Annotated in this window: 13 protein-coding genes; 7 read left to right on the forward strand and 6 right to left on the reverse strand. The window is 44.4% G+C overall.

The features are described 5' to 3' along the window. The first annotated feature begins 242 nt into the window (after positions 1–242). Positions 243–1,406, forward strand: coding sequence for a glycoside hydrolase family 26 protein (locus CIK88_RS10550; RefSeq protein WP_254046349.1), 1,164 nt, complete (start codon positions 243–245; stop codon positions 1,404–1,406). A 671-nt stretch (positions 1,407–2,077) separates the two neighbouring features. Here the strand turns inward: CIK88_RS10550 and CIK88_RS10555 are convergent. The 5 genes from CIK88_RS10555 to CIK88_RS10575 all read right to left on the reverse strand — a co-directional run bounded on the left by CIK88_RS10555 (position 2,078) and on the right by CIK88_RS10575 (position 8,899). After that, entirely contained in the window at positions 2,078–2,263 is a 186-nt protein-coding gene (locus CIK88_RS10555; RefSeq protein ID WP_094436347.1) for a hypothetical protein, read from the reverse strand. Between the two features lie 27 nt (positions 2,264–2,290). Then, entirely contained in the window at positions 2,291–3,853 is a 1,563-nt protein-coding gene (locus CIK88_RS10560) for a cellulase family glycosylhydrolase (protein WP_254046888.1), read from the reverse strand. 140 nt (positions 3,854–3,993) lie between these two features. Further along, entirely contained in the window at positions 3,994–5,265 is a 1,272-nt protein-coding gene (locus CIK88_RS10565; RefSeq protein ID WP_254046584.1) for a cellulase family glycosylhydrolase, read from the reverse strand. 294 nt (positions 5,266–5,559) lie between these two features. After that, on the reverse strand, positions 5,560–7,041 hold the full coding sequence (locus tag CIK88_RS10570) for a cellulase family glycosylhydrolase (protein ID WP_094436351.1): 1,482 nt from the start codon (positions 7,039–7,041) through the stop codon (positions 5,560–5,562). 985 nt (positions 7,042–8,026) lie between these two features. Beyond that, complete coding sequence (locus tag CIK88_RS10575) at positions 8,027–8,899, reverse strand: ATPase (protein ID WP_254046889.1); 873 nt, start codon at positions 8,897–8,899, stop codon at positions 8,027–8,029. A 230-nt stretch (positions 8,900–9,129) separates the two neighbouring features. Here CIK88_RS10575 and CIK88_RS10580 point away from each other — a divergent pair, with 230 nt between their 5' ends. Then, entirely contained in the window at positions 9,130–11,457 is a 2,328-nt protein-coding gene (locus CIK88_RS10580; RefSeq protein WP_094436355.1) for a mechanosensitive ion channel family protein, read from the forward strand. 86 nt (positions 11,458–11,543) lie between these two features. Here the strand turns inward: CIK88_RS10580 and CIK88_RS10585 are convergent, their stop codons facing one another. Beyond that, the gene (locus CIK88_RS10585) at positions 11,544–12,110 is read right to left on the reverse strand and encodes an outer membrane beta-barrel protein (RefSeq protein ID WP_094389621.1); all 567 of its coding nucleotides are present in this window, start codon (positions 12,108–12,110) and stop codon (positions 11,544–11,546) included. A 239-nt stretch (positions 12,111–12,349) separates the two neighbouring features. On the opposite strand from CIK88_RS10585, the gene kdsA reads away from it, so the two are divergent. Genes kdsA through CIK88_RS10610 form a run of 5 tightly spaced genes read left to right on the forward strand, consistent with a single transcriptional unit; the run spans position 12,350 to position 20,344 of the window. Then, a complete protein-coding gene (gene kdsA / locus CIK88_RS10590; protein ID WP_094389622.1) occupies positions 12,350–13,111 on the forward strand; it encodes a 3-deoxy-8-phosphooctulonate synthase in 762 nt (253 codons plus the stop codon). Between the two features lie 17 nt (positions 13,112–13,128). After that, positions 13,129–14,076: an SIS domain-containing protein gene (locus CIK88_RS10595; protein WP_094436358.1), complete on the forward strand. Its 948-nt coding sequence runs from the start codon at positions 13,129–13,131 to the stop codon at positions 14,074–14,076. Positions 14,077–14,091: 15 nt separating this feature from the next. Continuing rightward, positions 14,092–17,844, forward strand: a complete 3,753-nt coding sequence (locus CIK88_RS10600; protein WP_094436360.1) for a two-component regulator propeller domain-containing protein — start codon at positions 14,092–14,094, stop codon at positions 17,842–17,844. 39 nt (positions 17,845–17,883) lie between these two features. Further along, a complete protein-coding gene (locus CIK88_RS10605; RefSeq protein ID WP_094436362.1) occupies positions 17,884–19,143 on the forward strand; it encodes a phosphatidylserine/phosphatidylglycerophosphate/cardiolipin synthase family protein in 1,260 nt (419 codons plus the stop codon). 10 nt (positions 19,144–19,153) lie between these two features. Then, entirely contained in the window at positions 19,154–20,344 is a 1,191-nt protein-coding gene (locus CIK88_RS10610) for an acyltransferase family protein (protein ID WP_094389626.1), read from the forward strand. Positions 20,345–20,449: the final 105 nt, after the last annotated feature.

Below are 20,449 nucleotides of genomic sequence, written 5' to 3' on the forward strand. Positions count from 1 at the left end.
ATATAATACTATTTCACCACTATGTTAAAAAACACCAAATAATTAACAAACGATTGCACAGTGTTAAGGCGCACAACTAATAAGTGTATTTTTACCACTATATAATTACACAATTTACACTTTAAGTGGTTTTCAACAGCTGCAAAAACATATCTTATAAATAATACTATTTTTCACACACGATATTTGGTCAGTTGGAAGATTATGCGTACTTTTGCGCTCAAAACCCAAACTATCATAAAATGAAGAAATATCTATTGATGACGTTGGCATCTGCACTGATTCTGTCAGCATGCGGACCCAAGAAGGCAAGCGACCCCTTAGCAGACTCAGGTCGTACACAGCGCACGGAGAATCTGCTGACCAATCTGATGGCGTATGGTGACAGTGGTGTATATATGTTCGGACACCATGACGATACCGTCTATGGTATCGGATGGAAAGGGGACTCTGCCCGATCCGATATACATAGCGTATGCAACGATTATCCGGGGCTGTTGAGTTTCGACCTTGGACATATTGAACTGGGCGACTCGGTCAATCTCGACGGTGTTCCCTTTGATCGCATGCGCCAAGAAATCTTCACCCATTTCAACCGTGGTGGCGTAATTACATTATCGTGGCATCTGAACAATCCGCTCTCTGGTGGTACTGCATGGGTTGCCGACTCACTGAAGAACGTCGAAACCAAGACTGTGGCTTCGGTATTGGAAGGTGGACAGAAGCATGAGATGTTCTTAGGATGGATTGATAAAGTGGCAGACTTCCTCAACTCACTGGAAACACCATACGGCGTGAAAGTACCGGTTATCTTCCGCCCATGGCATGAGCATACCGGTTCATGGTTCTGGTGGGGACAGGAACATTGCACCGCTGCACAGTATAAAGCGTTGTGGAAAATGACCACCGACCGACTGAAAGACAAAGGAGTGGTAAATGCACTCTATGCTTATTCACCTGGCACAGAGATGGATGGCAATGAATCCAAATATCTGGAACGCTATCCTGGCGACGACATCATAGATGTCATGGGACTGGACTGTTACTGCTCCTCACCTGAGGCTGACACCGTAAAGATTGCCGGTTATGCTGCACAGTTGGATAAGAACCTTGCCACAGTATGTGCCGTTGCCAAGAAACACCACAAGGCTGCTGCTCTTACTGAAACCGGCTACGAGGGAATAAAGACTGCAGACTGGTGGACCAAGACATTACAACCGGTGCTCGACAAGCATCCCATCTGCTACGTACTGGTATGGCGCAATGCTTACGACAACCCACAGCATTACTTTGCTCCGTTCCCCGGTCAGATTTCCACTACCGATTTCGTAACGTTCGTCAACAACAAACATGTGCTGATGCGTAGCGATGTGAACAACATCTACTTTGTGAAAAAGAAAGAATAAGGCGACTTTCATACGTCCCTCTGCAACAAAGCCATCGTATGGTTCAATTCTGTCCCATGCGATGGTTTTGTTTTTTCTTTTGATTAAACTTACTATCTCACTTCTGCGGTAGGTTCCTTTTCTGACCGTAGTATCTCCCATCATTATCCTATTCCGCTCGTATATTGATTGGGATTTACTTGGGACTCATTTGGGATTCATTCGGGACTCATTCGGGATTCATTCGGGACTCATTCGGGATTCAATCGGGACTCAATCGGGACTCAATCGGGACTCATCACACACATGAATAAATGGAATTATGGGACTATAGCGACGCAAAGTGACAACACTATGTAATAAAACCATACCAAAACTAAAGTCGTTACGCCATTACAATATTACAGTATTACAGTTTTCAAAAACGATTTTTGATGCTCAACGAATAGATTTTTATGATTTTCAAGCGGTAAACAGGCTATAAATCCATATTTTTTTGCTTTTCGAAAACTGTAATACTGTAATATTGTAACAATCACTGCGCAATACACAAGTAAACATTTTTCCAAAAGAGTACATCTGATTATGAAGGTTTATATCACATCAAAGAAACCATACCTAAAACAAATACACTGAATTTGCTATAAATTCAGTGTATTTGCTTGTATGATCAGCACAATGGCTGAGTATAGTCAGTGTGTCTGCTCAGTAAGCGCGGTGGCTATACTGTTTCTGCTTGGTAGCCACATCTGCGAAGCCACCTGCTTGGCAGTTTGTCCGCTAAAACGCCCTTCCTTCTTGCTCTTAGCCTGCACGTCGGCCATAGTACTCCATGCAAGTGCAAGTACTACGAGGATAAAGAGAATTCGTTTGCTCATATCATTTATCGATTATTACAAATGCTATCAATACGGCCACTTTGCAGCAGCGACACCTTCGGTGACACCTGTCATCATATTGGTATTAAATACTTTGATGTTTGAACGATCGATAATACTCATGCCATTGCCAGTATTTACATCCCATGCATAAGGAATACAACCGTTGTTGATTGCATAACTTGTCACAGCAGCATACCAAGCCTTGATAGATGCATCATGGATAGGATCTTGTCCGATGGAGAAACGCTGGTCGGCTCCAAACTCTCCGATGATTACTGGAATGCCGTTGTCAACAAACGCAGTCTTCAGCTTCGCCATCTGGTTTTTGACATAGTTCTCTGTATAATTGCTGTTGGCATTGCGATTGGCATCCGAACCGGTATTGCCTTTACCCCAATAGTACCACATTTTTCCCCAACTCTCATCTTTGTTCATCATTGTGAACTGATAGGGATCATAGAAGTGAACTTCCATCATCAAACGACCGGTATGTTTGTCGTTCAACTTAGAATAATAGTTGTTCTTTACTGTCTTGTCGATATTGGTTTCTGGACCTTGAACCACCAATACGCGATATTCGTTATTACCGCCAGTGGCACGCACAGCATCGATAAAGGCCTGCTCATATTCAGCCAAACGGCTTGCCAACTTATCGTCAGCAATATTCTTGCCGTTGTCCTGATAGGCTCCACCGACACCAGGCTCGTTGAGACCAGCAAAGATAACATGGTCGTCATAGTCTTTGAAAGCCTCTGCAATCTGTGTCCAGATCTTGGTAAGCTGTTGTTTCTTGAGTGCTACGTCAGCATTCGCTGTGAATCCGTCGTGCTCCAGCCAACCGCCATCCCAGTGCTGGTTGAGTACTACGTAGAGATCAGCATCAACACAATAGCTAACAATTTCCTTAACGCGTGCCATCCATTGTGGATCGATGGTGCAGTTGTTGGTATCGGTAATATGTCCCATCACCCATGCACAGGGGATGCGCACACTCTTGAAACCTTGCGCCTTAATGAAATTGATGAGCTCCTTGGTAGTTGTAGTTTTCTGCCATGCTGTCTCTGTAGAAACTCCAACGCTCTTCCATGAATTAGTATTGCTGCCAGCCTCCATGGTATTGCCGAGATTCCATCCGGGATACATCAACTTTGCCACTTGCTTGGCATCATATTTGATATTGCCAGAAGGATCGGGATTAGAATCAGGCTTAGTCTCACCCTTCTCCTGTGTAACACTTACGGTTTTGCTCTCTGCACCGGCTTTTACGGTAATTGTAGCAGTACGCTGTTCGGTAGTGGTATTGGCTTCAACAGTTACATTGATAGGAGTGACCTTCAGCGTAGGAGTTTTCTCACCATTAGTCACCACACACCATGCAGCATCACTTGAAGCTGTAACATTCTGACCGGCACGTGCACTAATAGACTTCTGACCGCCATCTTTAGTAAACGACAGTGAGGTTGGGGTTACGGTTAATCCCTCTACGGCAGGGTCATCATCCGGATCATCATCGCCACAAGCAACAAAAGCCACCGAACCCAACAGGCACATTCCGACCTTCATCAGATAATTTGTAAGTTTTTTCATAGTTTTATTTCCCAATCGTTAGGTATTTTTAGTGTTGCACTAATTACTTATTTTCCGCGAGACAACCAAGCATCACCTTGTCTTTTTTTAAGGCTATTGGGGCATGATTATCAAGGTTTAGAGGTGGAGAAGTCCCATCCTTAAGGTTTGTTTTTTACCTTAGCCATACGATCCACTTGTTCCTTGACCACTTGCAAGGTAGTGGTATCGCCGGCAAAGACTGAGTTGAGGCCTTGTGCCTCTTGTGCAGGATCGTTGGTGTAGGGATCGCCCACCACCCATTGTTCGTGTAGCGGTTTGGCAAATCCTCCCCATCCCCAGAAGTTGCATCCTGCAAATTTTCCGCCGCTCTCGGCATTATCTGCCACAAGCGAGAACACATATTTATAATAGCCATCGCGTCCCTTTGTTGGGGTGCCGAGGTCATATTTCATACCATCGCGGGGATAGCCAAACTCTTCCATAACGAGCGGTTTGCCCAACTTATCGCAGATGGCGAGATGCTTGTCTATATACTCTTTGGTATTCTGACATGCTCGGTCGAGGTTTTCGATGAGTGAGTCGGGCTTTGCCCATCCCCAGTTATAAGGCCATAGGTGCACGTTGCAATAGTCTATATTCTTATCAGCACAAATGCGCTCATAGCAGTCATAGTCGTTTTCGCATCCCCATGAGCCTTCGCTACCTATACTGATCAGGTGATTTTTATCTATAGAACGGATCAGTGCAGAAGCCTCAGCAAGCCACTTCTCAAAGGCAGGCAGTTGTTCTTTAGCAAAGGCGCGAGGTTCATTACCTATCTGCCACGACATGATAGCAGGATCTTCTGTATATTTTTTACCCGTATAACGGTTGGTGCGTCCGAGGATAAAGCGCACGTAATCGTAGAAGAGTTCGTGGGCTTTGGTATTGCTGGCATACTGTGCCACAAAATTCATATAAGCTGGATATCCTTCTTCGTTAGGACGTGGAGCTTTTCCTGCACCGGCATGTTGCAGATAGAAGCTATATCCCCCACTCCATTCCCATGAATTGTTCAGATAGAGCACAGCTACCATATCGCGCTTACCCATCTCCATCAACAGATAGTCGAGGCCTGCAAGAATTGTATCGTTATAAACGCCAGGTGCTTCCTGCAGTGTTGGTTCCACCTTGGTCGTCACACCACGCTCACCATCGCTACCTACGAGGATGCGAAGATTGTCGATACCCATGCGTTTCATCTCGTCGAGTTCCTTGACGAGACGGTCGCGGTCACCTCCTTGTCCTTCGCTACCGAGGATAGCACCATACCAGAAGTTGGTTCCTACGTAATAGTATGGTTTACCATTACGCATGAAGTGTCCGTTTTCAACGCTAATATACTGTGATTCTTGCGCTTGCTGTTTGCAGGCACATAATGCAATAGCCATTACAAAAAGGGATAATAGTTTTCTCATTACGAAGTTATTGGTTTCAGCGAATGCAAAGATAGGAATTATTTTTGAAACCCACAAATATATTTTGTGATATTTATCATATTTTTAACATCTCACACAACAAATCACCATTATTTCTTTGCGTGCTATAACATTTTGTTATCTAGCGTTATAAATGCACCTTAAAATCGTCTATGATATAGATTGGTATTCAACAAAGGTGGGGCATAGAGCCCGTCATGGCCCCAGCCCCACCTCTTTTATTTCAGAGAAACGCTATGCGTATGATTATTTGGCTGCATTGACTATAGCGTCAGCCACTTCTTCCATGCTCCATTTGAAGCTTGATTCCTTACGATCGTTTCCATCCACAATGCCCATCCAGTAGAAGGCTGCTGCATTATACTGTTTGCAAAGGGTAGTCATGTCCGAAGCTTGCTTGCCGGCTTCGAGTTTTTCCTCATGGGTAGAGTTCTTGTTGATGGTGTCTTCATTTTTACCGTTTGAACCATATTCACCTATTACTACAGGATAACCTTGGTCCATGATATACTTTTTGAGCATCGCAAACATATTGGTGATTTCTCTCGTACACTCGTCAGTCCAGTGTTTATTATAGGTATTCACCCAATCATAAGGAGCATAGGTATGTACCTCAACGGCGAGGTGGCTCTGATTACCGCAGGGATCGGTGGGTATTACGAGTTTCTGCAGATTCTTCTCTACAGGTGATGCGGCATAAGTAGTCACGATAAGGTTGCGATATTTATTTTTGCCACCAGTAGAGCGTACCGCATCTACAAAGTCTTGCGCATACTTATTGATATAGTCGAGGTTGGCTTCATTGTTTGGTGTGTTCCATTGGGCAGAGCCATCACTTCCTGTCAACATCTCGTTGTATCCTTCAAAAACGAGTTTTTCACTATAGTTTTTGAAATGGTCGGCAATCTGTTGCCAGAGATACTTAAACTTAGCATTAGATGCTGCATAGGTAGTGCCATCGGCTTTCAACCATGCGGTATTTTCTGATCCTGTATCGTGGTGCACGTTGAGAATACAATACATATTGTTATCCAACACATAGTTGACCACTTCTGCCACACGGTTCATCCATGCCTCATCCACATTGCCTGCACTATCCATGTGATCTTTCCATGTCACAGGAACACGGATGGCGGTAAAGCCTTTTTCCTTCATCTTCTTCATCAGGAAAGCCTCGGTCTTGGGTTGTCCCCAGCAGGTTTCTTGATTCAAACCTGTTGAACCTGTAGCCCATGCATCGAGTGTATTGCCAAGATTCCATCCGGCTATCATATTCTTCACAGCAACCGAAGCCGACTCATATTCGTCGTTGCCAAGGTCAGGCTTTTTAAACATGGTAAAGCTGAAAGATACTGGCTCAGATGGTTTCGCACCATTATTAGATACTACATAACCTTGAGGAATGTTCACACCAATGGTCGCGCCTTCTTCCTGACAATCCAAATCGAATTCGAGTGTTGCCACTGAGAATTTCAAATTTGCTGGAGTTGACGTAGTTCCGGTGATTTTGATGTCATCGGCTCCTATTACGCGCTTTGACGGTGTGCTATAAACCACCTTCACGTGAACATTTCCAAGAGCAACATCTTTCGTTCCATTTGCGGGAGTTACTGAGATTGCTTTAGGAGCTGTTCCCGCAGGTGCAGGGTCTTTGGAATCGTCACCACCACAAGCTGCGACAGAGAGTATGATTCCAAAAAATGCCAAGAGGCACAATACTTTTTTCATAATAATATGTTTTTTTGTTTGTGAATAATCGGGTGTAAGTCTTTCGCTATTTCATTTAGCGCCTGCAAATATACTCATTTTTGCGTCAACTGCCAAGCTTTTCCTATTTAAAATATATTAAGGCGAAATAACTCTGATGCTAATAATAGTATCGGCACAGCAGAGCATCTACCTATACGCATATAGTTTTCAATGTAATGTATTTTTTCACAGAGTAACAATTGTTTCTTCTCGCGCACACGTGCACGCGACATTTTATTTTTGCTACCATCGACCACAACATGTTTCTTAAGCACTGTGACTCATCTACTTATATAATTCTTGATAAAAAATTATGACCACCAATCGACCACCAATCTGCCCATTTTCGTAAGATTCGACCATTATGTGCCTTCAAGATGGTAGAAAAACGAAATGTTGAGCATTTCTCTTTTCGGTAGTAATCTGTAAACTGATTTCACACAAAATGAATACGCTTATAGCTGACTTACTATTTTGCCAGATTGTTTTCCTACATTGCAATACCTTTGTCAAACGTTAGATCATACCTTTACCAAACGTTGAAAAACACTTGTGTCAAACGTTGAATAACACTTGTGTCAACGTTGGAAAATACTTTTATCAAACGTTGGATAACACTTTTACCAAACGTTGGATAATACCTTTATCAAACGTTGGATAATACCTTTATCAAACGTTGGATAACACTTTTATCAAACGTTGGATAATATTTTTATCAGGCATTAGAAAAGAGCTGAAAATACTATGCAGGCTGGGACTACCGCCCATCTACACATAAACCAATGCACATAAGCGGATGATTATATCTTTAGACAACGATGTTCGATGGGTGTTCGACAATTCGGCATTTCAGCCTTCAAACACCGATATAACCAACTGTATGATTGGATGTTACGCAAACAAGATGTTCGATGTTCGATAAAAATCTGAAAACTGAAAATTATGTATGCGACAACGGCAGACATCAGAAGTTTTCTGCCTGATGATAAGCAATCAATCCCTCCAACGGACTTTTCAAGACTGTGCCAACACAGTAACCTTCAGCCTCAGCAGCCACTTTCAACTCGCTACGATAGTGGAATGCCATACTTCCAACAAATCCGACAGGCAAATCTTGTCGTTGATACGCTGTCAGATTACGACGAAAGAACTGCCTGAAATTATCAATCACCATGCTGCGTACACCATCTCTATCAAGGTTTCGATGAATAAATAGTGACAATGATGCCAACCATCGATTGGCTAAAGGTTGGCGATAGACACGATCGATAACATCAGCCATCGTCAAATGAAACTCAGAAAGAAACGCTTCGCGCAAGGCGGATTGAGCAGACTCCTTAAATATAAGGTTGAGAAACTGCCGACCGAGCACTGCCCCACTACCCTCATCGCCAAGAATATAGCCCAACGGCGGAGTGTTCATCACAATATTTTGTCCATCGTACAAACCAGAATTGGCTCCTGTACCAAGGATACAGGCAATACCTTTTGTACGACCACATACCGCACGTGCTGCCCCCAGCAAATCGCCTTCTGCCTGCACATCGGTATGTAAAAATACCGACATAAGCAGTTGACGCATCATCGGTTGCAATTCGGGACGCAAACCGCTACCATAGAAAGCCACATGACCAACCGTAGCCTCTGGCGGAAGCAACGGAAGGAGCTCCTCACGCAACACGCGATCTATGACTTCAGCAGACTGATGAAAAGGATTGATACCTTGCGTCTGACATTGGCAGACAAGGGTTTCGCCTGCCAGCAGTGCCCAGTCGGTTTTGGTACTGCCACTGTCGGCAATGAGTTGGCAATGTGAATATGAGGTGGTCATCGGCATAGTTCTTATATTTCCTTGCAAAGGTACAAAACTTTTGTGATAATCATACGAAACAAAGAAATAATGAAGTTAAAAAGAAAAAATAAACCACTATCCAGAAGGATCTCATTGGATGTTTACGAATTTTTGTAGGCAGAATAGCGTTAAACTTCTTCATTCGCTTTATCGTCTCAACTTTTCTTTGTAACTTTGCGCCAATAATTACCCAATACAGAACCATCCGATTGAATATGAAAAGAATACTGACGGTGCTCATCGCACTGACCATCACGCTCGCCAGCCATGCTGTGCTGAAAGAGAAAGACCTTCCACAGACCCTACATATCCTGCGATCAGAGCTCACTGACTTTCATCGTGAGCTGACAGAACGGTTGGAGTTGAGCAAAACGCAAAACAAGAAAGTGCGCGACCAACTATTTGCAACCATGGAGCGGTCAAACCAAAATGCACTGATGCTCTACTCGCAAAAACAGGATTATGTATTTGACTTGACCTATGCTTGCCATGAAGCCACCGAACAGTATCATGAGTTTAGGCAGCAACAGTTGCCTTTTAACACGTGGATAAACAAGCTTAATAGCAACATAGCACGCTACGATTCACTCATCGTGTCACTTCGATCTATGCCTGTAATGATGCTCGACGACCATGCAAAAACCGACCGAAGCGTATGTCTCACCCTCGCCACCAACATTCGCAACAATTTGGAAGAAAGTCGTGGAACAATGAAAGAATACATCACCTTCTACGACATGACGGAGAAGCGGCTCGCCTATCTCAACGACTATGCACAGAAACGATACAACGACATACAAACCAGCATCTTCCGCAATGGTGGCGACAGCTATATTTCCATTCTTGCCAATTGGCCGCAACAATGGACTACCACCATGCAGACGGTCACAAAGAAATACCAACCCAATGCCAAATCGCAATGGGATAGCCGATGGATTGTGGGACTGCTTGTTTCTATCCTCATCTATGCCATCATCGCAACACTACTCAACTATGTGGTTATCCACTATGTAGTGCCGAAGCGATTCCGCACCAAGGAGTTTCTAAAAAAACAAGCCTGTATCACCATGGCCACCACCACGGTGACTTTCGGCCTCATTCTCGCCATCATGCTAACTGTATCACAGCAGCATTTCTTCATCATGGCATGCGGACTGTTGGTCAATTTTGCATGGTTGATGGGTGCCATCCTTATCTCACTCTTGCTACGTGTCAATGGCAGTCAGATTAAGAGCGCCTTCCGCATCTATACACCACTTTTAGCTGTAAGTTTCCTGGTCATCGTATTCCGTATCATTCTGATACCTAACGAACTCGTCAATCTGATATTCCCACCCATCCTCGTGCTCTGCGCCCTGTGGCAATGGAGCGTGATCAGACGCCACAACAAGAACATTCCGAAATCGGACATGTTCTACACCTATATCACACAAGCGGTATTTATCACATCTGTGGTATGCTCATGGATAGGCTACACTCTATTTGCCGTGCAATTACTCATCTGGTGGACGATGCAGCTCACATGTATCCTCACCATCACCTGTGCGTTGCAATACCTTAAAATTTATGGTATCAAGCACCACTACGAAGAGATGCCCATCTCCAAAACATGGACTTACGACCTACTCTATCAGGTATTACTGCCTGTGCTGGGGGTAATATCGGTCATGATCAGTTTCTATTGGGCTGCAGATGTATTCAACCTGACAGACCTATGCTGGAAGATATTCTATGCCAAGTTTGTTGACCTCAGCAATCTGAAACTCAGCATCGTATCGCTGGCATTTGTCATCAGTCTGTGGTTCCTATTCTCGTACATTTGTACTACTGTACTACAGTTTCTACGCATGCATTATCGCAGTTCCGACCCATCGACAGCAGCAAGCCGAGAAGTAATGGGAAAGAATGTAACACAGGTTTTGGTATGGGGCGCATGGTTCCTCATCACGATGAGCGTACTCGGTGTGTCGCTCGAATGGCTGATGGTAGTGACAGGCGGACTGTCAACGGGTATCGGATTTGCATCGAAAGATATCATCGAAAATATCTACTACGGTATTTCTCTCATGACAGGACGCATCAAAGTAGGCGATTGGATTGAAGTGGATGGAACCATGGGAAAAGTGACTACCATCAACTATACATCGACCATTGTAGAGTCAGTATATGGTGAGGTGATTACCTTCCAAAACTCACAGTTGTTCTCTAAAAACTACAAGAATCTGACTCGCAACCATGGGTATATACTGACAACTATACACTACGGGGTGGCATACGGAAGTAACTTGCAACAAGTGATGGAACTGGTTGACACGGCTGTCAACAATATGCACCACCAATGGACTGACCCTACCAAGACAGCAAAATCGGTTGTGGGCGAACTGGCTGACTCAAGTATCAACCTCAAAATATTCGTATGGTCGGAAGCTACCAAGCGTTCACATGTGACAAGCGATGTGCTCAAAACCATCTACGACACACTCAATGCCAACGGCATCGAGATTCCATTCCCACAACAAGATATACATCTGCACAACAACTAATACTCATACAGAATACAGTTCGCCCGGCAGTTCCGATGGAATTGCCGGGCGAATGATTATTGTAACGTATTAACTGTCGCTATACTTTAAAAATTGTAGTAGAGACCGAAAGTCAGATTGTTGCCATCAAGAGCTACACCATAAGTGTTAGTAGCTTTGGCACCATCGTAATCATCCTTTGAATTCTGATAACCCAACCAACCGAAATGGGTAACAAAGCTCAGTTTATCGTTCAGATTAACTGCTACTCCGGGACGTACACCAAGACCGAAAGTATTGTTCTTCACGCTACCATTATCAGAGTGGATGTAGTCGAGACCAGCATCAACAAAAACATCAACACACTTAAATTTCAGAGCGGTATAGCGCAAATAAGGGCTGATACGAAACTGCTTGTCCTTCTGAGAAACAGTAACTGTAGATCCTGCTACTGTCTTTTCAACAGACACTTCATCCTGAGCATAGCCAAGAACGATACCTACGGCAATGTTATCCTCAAGTTTGAAACCAAGTTCCGGCAGAATTTGGAAGTTGTTCTTGGTTGTTCCATCGTGTGAACTACCAATAAATCCAACACTACCACCCACATAAACCTGGGCACTTGCCACTGTAGCCACTACAAGAGCTACGAGAGTCATGAAACATTTTTTCATTGTTTTGTTGTTTTGAAGTTTAACAATTGAAGGATGGGAAAACCAATCTCCGAGAATAAAATCTGTTGCAAATATAGGGATTCTCACTATAAAAATAGCATATTTTGCTTTTTTTCGAGTGTGGCAATCATTTTGTTGACACAAAATAAGATTATCCGCGTTTTTTTGCTTAACTTTGCCACGTAATATAAATATAAAATAATTTGCTTAACTTTGCGTCTTAAAACATACAGGACAACATGAAAGCAACATTCATTGCAGGGCCTTGCGTTATCGAGTCAGCCGAACTACTCGATACTGTGGCTAAAAAACTGGTGGACATCAACAACCGATTGGGCACCGACATTATTTTCAAAGCTTCGTTCGACAAAGCGAACCGCACATCGATCCACTCTTTCCGTGGACCGGGTATTGACCGTGGACTGCAGATGCTGGCAGATGTAAAAACCAAATATGGCCTACGCCTACTTACCGATATACACGAAGCATGGCAAGCCAAACCGACAGGCGAAGTGGTAGATATAATACAGATACCGGCATTCCTCTGTAGGCAAACAGACCTTCTCGTAGCAGCTGCACAGACCGGGCGTATCGTCAATATCAAAAAAGCGCAGTTCCTAAGCGGACAGGACATGCGCTATCCCGTAGAGAAAGCACGCGAGGCCGGGGCTACAGACGTATGGCTCACAGAGCGTGGCAACATGATGGGATACAATAATCTGGTAGTGGATTTCAGAAACATACCCGACATGCTGGAGATCGTTCCCAACGTCATCATGGACTGCACACATAGCGTACAACGCCCAGGCGGTGCAAACGGAAAAACCGGCGGTGACAGACGTTTCGTACCACAGATGGCTATGGCGGCAAAAGCCTTCGGAGCCACAGGATGGTTCTTTGAAGTACATCCAGACCCAGACAACGGACTGAGCGATGCCGCCAATATGCTGGAACTAGACCGTCTGGAAGAACTGATAACAAAACTTCTGAAAAACGACTAACAACAACCAAACGAGCAATGACAACAAGAGAATACGCCATACAATGTATTAAAGACGAGGCACAGGCTGTGCTCGACATGATACCACAACTGGATGACAACTTCGACAAAGCCGTAGAACTCATCTACGACTGCCATGGAAAAGTGATTGTCACCGGTGTTGGCAAAAGCGGACACATCGGTGCAAAGATTGCTGCCACACTGGCATCTACAGGCACACCGTCGTTTTTCATCAATCCACTCGATGTATATCATGGCGACCTTGGCGTCATGTCGAAAGGCGATGTGGTACTCGCCATTTCCAATTCAGGACAGACCGACGAACTGCTACGCTTCATACCAATGGTACTCCACATGGAGATTCCTATCATAGGAATGAGCGGTAACCCAACGTCATTACTTGCAAAATACTCCACCTGTCACCTCAATGTTGCAGTAAAAAAAGAGGCTTGTCCACTCAATCTCGCACCTACCAGCAGCACAACGGCAACACTTGTTATGGGCGATGCACTGGCTGTGGCACTGATGGAAAAACGCCATTTCCGACCACAAGACTTTGCACAATTCCATCCCGGTGGCGAACTCGGCAAGCGATTACTGACCACTGCACAAGATGTGATGATTACCGAAAAACTCCCTATCCTATCACCCGATATGCATTTGGGCGATGCCATTATACTGGTAAGCAAAGGTAAACTCGGACTGGGAATAGCTATCGTAGATGGACAAATTGCCGGACTTATCACCGATGGTGACATTCGACGCGCCATGGAAAGATGGCAGGCCGAATTCTTCGACCGCACTGTGGCAGACATCATGACACGTACGCCAAAGAAGGTTTCGCCACAAGCCAAAATCTCTGAAGTACAGAAAATAATGAATCAAAACAAAATACATAACGTGCTCGTGGTCAATGAACAAAACCAACTTTTGGGAGTCGTTGACCGTTATGCTTGCGTATTGTAATAACAGATACTGACAATGAAAGTGCTGAAAAAACTATTAATCATCCTCATGCTGGCCATGCCAATCGCAGCAGCCGGCATCTATTTGTTTAAAACGCTTGATGTGCGCAACGGACTGACCAGTAGTCAGATTAACTGCATACTTAAAGACTCAAGAGGATATGTATGGATGGGAACACCTGCGGGGCTATACCGCTACGATGGCTATACCTTTAAGAGTTTTCAGAGCAACTCACAGGATGGTTCATCACTACCCGACAGCTATATCATCAGTCTGCAGGAAGCATTGGACGGTAACATCTGGGTGCAAACCCTCACTGGATTCTGCGTCTATCACCCACAAACAGAAACATTCGAACGAGATATGAAACAGGTTTATACCGCTATGGGCATTGAAGGACAACCCACCGTGGTATATTTCGATAGACACAAAAACCTGTGGGCAGCCATTCCAAACAAAGGTGTGGTAGCCTATAACATGCAACAACAATTGCTCTATGAATTTGGTTATACCAACGACGCACACGGCGTGCCACAGGGAACTATATGTTCAATCGGTGAATGTCGAGATGGCGCAGTCATCGTGTACAACGATGGACGACTGGTTTGCTGCGACGTAATGCACCAACAGCATACCGTATGGCAGACTGACTTTATTGCTCAACAACATCTGCGCCATACCTCTTCACTCAAAGTCTTTGCTGACAAAAACGATGTGATATGGCTCTACGGACAAGGCACACTGATGCGCTACAATAAAACCTCTAACACTTGGGATACTACCATAGGCAATCAACTGGGACTCACTGGTGTATCGGTGGATCACAGCGTCAATGGCATAGTGGGCGACAAAGCTGGAAATATATGGATAGGTACAGACCGTATGGGACTCATCAGAACAAATACTGAGGCACAAATCATGGAACCTGTACGTCCCACAAACGGTATCGATGCACGCACACAACAGGAAACTATCGGCATACAAAGCCTATACGTAGATGATACAGACCTGCTATGGGTGGGAACAGAGAAATCGGGTGTAGCATTCTACGGCGACAACATCTATAAATTCCAAAGCAATTTCAATGGCGATATCACTGCCATCGCACAGGACAACAGCGGTCGCATATGGTTTGGTACAAGTGACCATGGTGTAATAGGCTACGAGGGAACTCTTGCCAGCCAGAAGGTTTCGTGCATGACAACAACCTCTGACGGAAGCCTTTGGGTGGGTTCACGACAGAACGGACTGACTCGCATCAAAGATGGATATGCTAAGATCTTCTCTGTTGCCCGTGATAGTGCAAAGACGCTGATCGATGACCATGTCAATGCACTAACCAGCGATAAGTTCGGCAACGTATGGATTGCAACCAACGGTGGACTGCAGGTGTTCAACCCACAGATGAATACCTTCTCCTCATATACACGTGAAAATGGTATGCTCAACACCAACAATGTGACCTGTCTGTTCTACGGGAAAAACAACACAATGCTGGCAGGAACGGCAGAAGGTCTTATCGTATTGAACCTCTCTACACGTGACAAAACCGTGCTGACAGGAAACAAATCAAATCTAAAAACGTTTACCAACAACTATATCACACAGGTATACGAAGACTCAAGAGGATTGATCTGGGTTGGAACACGCGAAGGTTTGAATATTCTGAACTTGGAAAACGACACGCTCAACTATCTCACAGAGAAGAACGGACTCTGCAACAATTCTATATGCGGTATTACAGAAGATAAAAACCACAACCTATGGGTGACCACAAGCAATGGTATTAGCCGTATCGTAGTGCAGCGTAACCATGAAAATGGTACATTCAACTATGGTCTCTACAACTACAATACCAGCGACGGACTGCAAAGCAATGAGTTTAATATGGGTGCCATACTCACTAAAGCAGACGGAAATGTGCTCTTCGGAGGTCTCTATGGAGTGAACTGGGCAAGACAATCGGGCAAGAACGACCAGGAACGTTTACCAAAAGTGATGCTCACACAGCTCTTTGTAGGAGAAGAGGAAATACAGATAGGTCATGAATACGATGGACATGTGATTCTCGTACAAGCTCTCAACGAGAGCGGGCGCATTGAACTGAAGAATGGTCAAAACAACTTCACCATCAAATTCGCTGCAGGTAACTACAACCAAGGCGAGCGCCTGCAGTTCATGTACTGGATGGAAGGACGCGACAACTACTGGCGCAACGGCGATGCACTGCTTCACGGTGTGAAATTCCGCAATCTCAGCAGTGGAACATACACCCTTCACGTTAAAGCAGTAAGCGCCAATGGTGCTGTCAGCAATAAAGAGCGTACCCTCGAAATTGTTATCGACCGCCCATGGTGGTTGTCATGGTGGATGCTCACCATCTACGTTGTCATCGCCATCATCATACTATGCACTTGGCGATATGGATTCAAGAAGATGAGAACACTGATGCTCCACAAACGCACCGTTATAGACGAACTGAAACGACAGCGTGAAGAAATAAAACTGGCAAGTGATGACCTACGTCAACCTATGGCCAGAATGACAACAATCATCGGAAATCTTTCTGAACAAGAACACTCTCTTGAAGGAAAAGAACAACTCAACTCTCTCCACTTCCAAATGCTACAGGTCATCACCCGTATCTCAGAAATGCAAACTACACTGGAGCATCCGGAAGAAAAAGCCGAGAACAAAACCCATGACAGACTGGAGTTGGGTGCAAGAGGTAGTCTCGATTTGTCGCAAGTAGAAGCTCCTGCACTGACGGCAGATATCAAGCCTATACGCATCGAAACTACCACTCAACAGGATATTCACGTGATGATAATCGATGATAACCACGAGTTTTTGTTGTTCCTCAAAGCCCATCTGCGCGAAATTTACCATCTACATCTCTATGATGATATTAAGAAAGCACGGGCTGAAGTGGAAGCATTGCACCCTGACCTCATCGTCTGCAAAGATGACATGAACTATATGACAGGTAGTATGCTCTGCAACCAGTTGAAGAGTAATCCACGTACCGAGCGCATCAAATTCGTACTATTGACAGATCAAGTGATGTCTCAGGAAGATATGAACAACAATAATATCACGCTCTCGGCTGACGATTATATTGCTAAACCGTTTAACGTACAAGAGGCTGTCTCACGTTTCAACGTACTGCTCGGACTGGGTGCCGCTCTGGTAGATCACGACACTATCGAAGGCTATGAAACACGCCGACTGGAGAGTCAGAACTCCAGCATGACGACAGCTACGTTGACCAGCAAACCCAGTAGAAAGCCGATTGATGAAGAAGCTACAACTCCTGAGCCGTCAACAACTGACGAGCAAGAGCAGAAGCAAGAAGACAACCCCGTACAGAGCGGCAAGGAAATTGCACGTCAATACTATGGGGACGGTACTATCGGCGACTACTCTATGAGTAGCATCATGGACCAACAACTCATGAGAAATGTGGAACAATATGTACTGCAAAATATGAGCCGCGGACAAATCAGCGTAGAAGAGATGGCTTCGGCGATGGGTATGGGACGTGTACCTTTCTTCCATAAGATACGCAATATCACAACCAAGACACCTGCCGAACTGGTTCGCGAAATTCGACTGAAACATGCCTGCACATTGCTGGTCAACACCAACCTCAACCTCAATGAGCTGGCTATCAACATCGGATTCATGACTGCCGAAAACTTTATCAATATCTTCCAATCCAAGTATGGCATGACTCCACTGGAGTACCGAATGAAACACAGCAAGTAATAGTAACAAAACAATCCAGCAAGCAGCAAGAAAACAAACATGTTACGACATAAGGTTCTAACCCTGTTTTTCCTACTATCACAATCAGCGAGTGCTCAAACGAGCGACTCGCTGATTGTTCGTACACTCAAAGCAAACGGAATACGCTTCTCCCACGACAATAGTGTAACACTACTCATGTCGGGACAGGAGAAATTCGACGATATGTTCAAAGCTATCCGACAAGCAAAAAGCAGCATCCACCTGGAGTATTTCAACTTCCGCAACGACAGTATCGCATCGTTACTCTTTGATATTCTCAGAGAGAAACGTCGCGAAGGTGTTGAAGTAAGAGCCATGTTCGATGGATTCGGCAACGACTCCAATAACCAGCCGCTACGCAAACGTCACCTTAAGAAATTGCGTGCCGACAGTATCAATATCGTAGAATACTCCCCTATCCGCTTCCCTTGGATTAACCATATCTTCGGTCGCGACCATCGAAAAATTGTAGTTATCGATGGTAAAGTGGCTTATACAGGTGGAATGAATGTGGCAGACTATTATATAAAAGGTACGAAACAAGTAGGGGAATGGCGCGATATGCACTGTAGAATAGAAGGCGATGCCGTCAACGAACTGCAAGCCATATTTATCAGAATATGGAACCGTACTACTGGCGAAAATGTACATGGCGCAAAATACTATCGTGGCGGTACAGACACAAAATTTGCAGGACTCAAGCCCGATACGACAGCAACAGCAGGCCGAAAGACAGTAGCTATTATCAACCGTGAGCCCTATCGTACGCCAGCAATTATGCGTACCTTTTATATTAATGCCATCAATCAGGCACAAGATTCTATCAAGATTATCAATCCCTACTTCACACTCATTCCCAAAGTGACAAAAGCATTGACACGTGCTATCCGCAGAGGTGTAAAGGTTGAAATCATACAGTCAGCGAAAAGTGACATTCCCCTTACACCAGACTGTGCCTACTATCAGGCACATAAACTGATGAAGCGTGGTGCCACTGTATGGATGTATAAACCCGGTTTCCACCATTCTAAAATCATGATGGTTGACGGACGTTACTGCACGGTAGGTAGTACCAATCTCGATGCCAGAAGTTTGAAATGTGACTTTGAAGAGAATGCAGTCATCGTAGATCGTTGTACCACACGCGAACTTGATGAGATGTTTATACGCGATACAAAAAAGAGTTTCTTACTAACTCCAACAACATGGAAACAATTCCGTACCCCATGGCAGAGATTCGTTGGTAAGTTTGCCCATCTCTTAGCTCCACTACTCTAACTCCATTTCTATGCCACATAATACTGTCATATCCATTTGCAAAGCATTGGCCATCATACTGATGGTCATCGGACATGCCGACTGTCCCGATGCTTTAGGAGCGTTTCTTTATGAATTCCACATGCCACTGTTTTTTATAACAGCTGGCTATTTCTTCTCTGTGCGATACATCAACGACGAGGCGACCTTTGTCAAAAAACGCTTCAAAGGACTATATCTTCCTTTTGTCACATGGTCGGTATTCTTCCTTATCCTCCACAACACGATGTTTGACATCGGTATTCTCAATGAGCAATACGGCAACTGGACCGGTGGAGTGACCCATCCCTATAGTCCTCATCGCATACAACAAAACCTTTGGACTATCTTTACTGCTATGGGGGGATATGATGAGTTTCTGTGTGGAGCATTCTGGTTTTTCCGTGGTCTGCTTGTAGCAAGTATCGGTTTCTTGGTTTGCTATAAGATTTCAAATAGAATTATAGGTTGGACAGACAGCACGCTGCAACAGCATACAGCGGGCAATACAACTGACAATACTACATGGAGTTCAAGAATAAGGCTGGTAATCTGTAACCACCGAACAGTCATTACCACGCTCTTGGTATGCTTGATTGCATTACTGCTTGCAGGATGGAAAGCCTATGAAGGCCTTCGCATTATCACTTTGGTACAAGGAGGTTACAGAGAATTGATGGGTATGTTCTTCTTCGGATGCGGATTTCTGTTTCGCCAATGGGAAGGACATTATAAAGCCACATGGTGGTCAACACTTGTGTTTGGTGTTGTAGTATGGTTGTTTTCCCATTATCTCACTGCCAACATGAACTGGCGTTCCACCTACACACAGTTTTTATCACTTCCGATTCCAGCCTTTTGTGGTTTTCTTATGACCTATAATATCGCACGATGGCTTGACCGTCATCCTGGACGTATCCATCGTTTTCTTGTATATTGCGGTGACCACACCCTGCCCATCTTCGTATTCCATATCATCAGCTACAAGGTTGTAAGTCTATTGAAGATTGCCTACTATGATTTGGATTTCGCACAAATCGGTTGTCACATGGTAATCCACTACAATGCCAAGGAAGATTATTTCTGGATACTTTATGCCATAGCAGGAGTTGGCATCCCATTAGGATGGACCTGGTGTTACCATAAGTTGAAACCCGTATTAGACGGTTACATCAACCGATAACGGGTATATCCATAATCCCTATAATATAACACAATCAAAATAATCCAAAATGCTGTCAGGAGAAACGCTGACAACATTTGGGACGAATATACTTAGCTTATGAAT

The organism is Prevotella sp. P5-50 (genome assembly GCF_002251295.1).
Taxonomy (GTDB): Bacteria; Bacteroidota; Bacteroidia; order Bacteroidales; family Bacteroidaceae; genus Prevotella.

Excerpts from the sequence above, each read along its gene's own strand:
- CIK88_RS10595 (WP_094436358.1), top strand. The coding sequence starts at position 13,129 with ATGACAACAAGAGAATACGCCATACAATGTATTAAAGACGAGGCACAG.
- CIK88_RS10575 (WP_254046889.1), bottom strand. The coding sequence starts at position 8,899 with ATGCCGATGACCACCTCATATTCACATTGCCAACTCATTGCCGACAGT.
- CIK88_RS10560 (WP_254046888.1), bottom strand. The coding sequence starts at position 3,853 with ATGAAAAAACTTACAAATTATCTGATGAAGGTCGGAATGTGCCTGTTG.
- CIK88_RS10550 (WP_254046349.1), top strand. The coding sequence starts at position 243 with ATGAAGAAATATCTATTGATGACGTTGGCATCTGCACTGATTCTGTCA.
- CIK88_RS10605 (WP_094436362.1), top strand. The coding sequence starts at position 17,884 with ATGTTACGACATAAGGTTCTAACCCTGTTTTTCCTACTATCACAATCA.
- CIK88_RS10570 (WP_094436351.1), bottom strand. The coding sequence starts at position 7,041 with ATGAAAAAAGTATTGTGCCTCTTGGCATTTTTTGGAATCATACTCTCT.
- CIK88_RS10580 (WP_094436355.1), top strand. The coding sequence starts at position 9,130 with ATGAAAAGAATACTGACGGTGCTCATCGCACTGACCATCACGCTCGCC.
- CIK88_RS10610 (WP_094389626.1), top strand. The coding sequence starts at position 19,154 with ATGCCACATAATACTGTCATATCCATTTGCAAAGCATTGGCCATCATA.
- CIK88_RS10565 (WP_254046584.1), bottom strand. The coding sequence starts at position 5,265 with ATGGCTATTGCATTATGTGCCTGCAAACAGCAAGCGCAAGAATCACAG.
- CIK88_RS10600 (WP_094436360.1), top strand. The coding sequence starts at position 14,092 with ATGAAAGTGCTGAAAAAACTATTAATCATCCTCATGCTGGCCATGCCA.
- CIK88_RS10555 (WP_094436347.1), bottom strand. The coding sequence starts at position 2,263 with ATGAGCAAACGAATTCTCTTTATCCTCGTAGTACTTGCACTTGCATGG.
- CIK88_RS10585 (WP_094389621.1), bottom strand. The coding sequence starts at position 12,110 with ATGAAAAAATGTTTCATGACTCTCGTAGCTCTTGTAGTGGCTACAGTG.
- kdsA (WP_094389622.1), top strand. The coding sequence starts at position 12,350 with ATGAAAGCAACATTCATTGCAGGGCCTTGCGTTATCGAGTCAGCCGAA.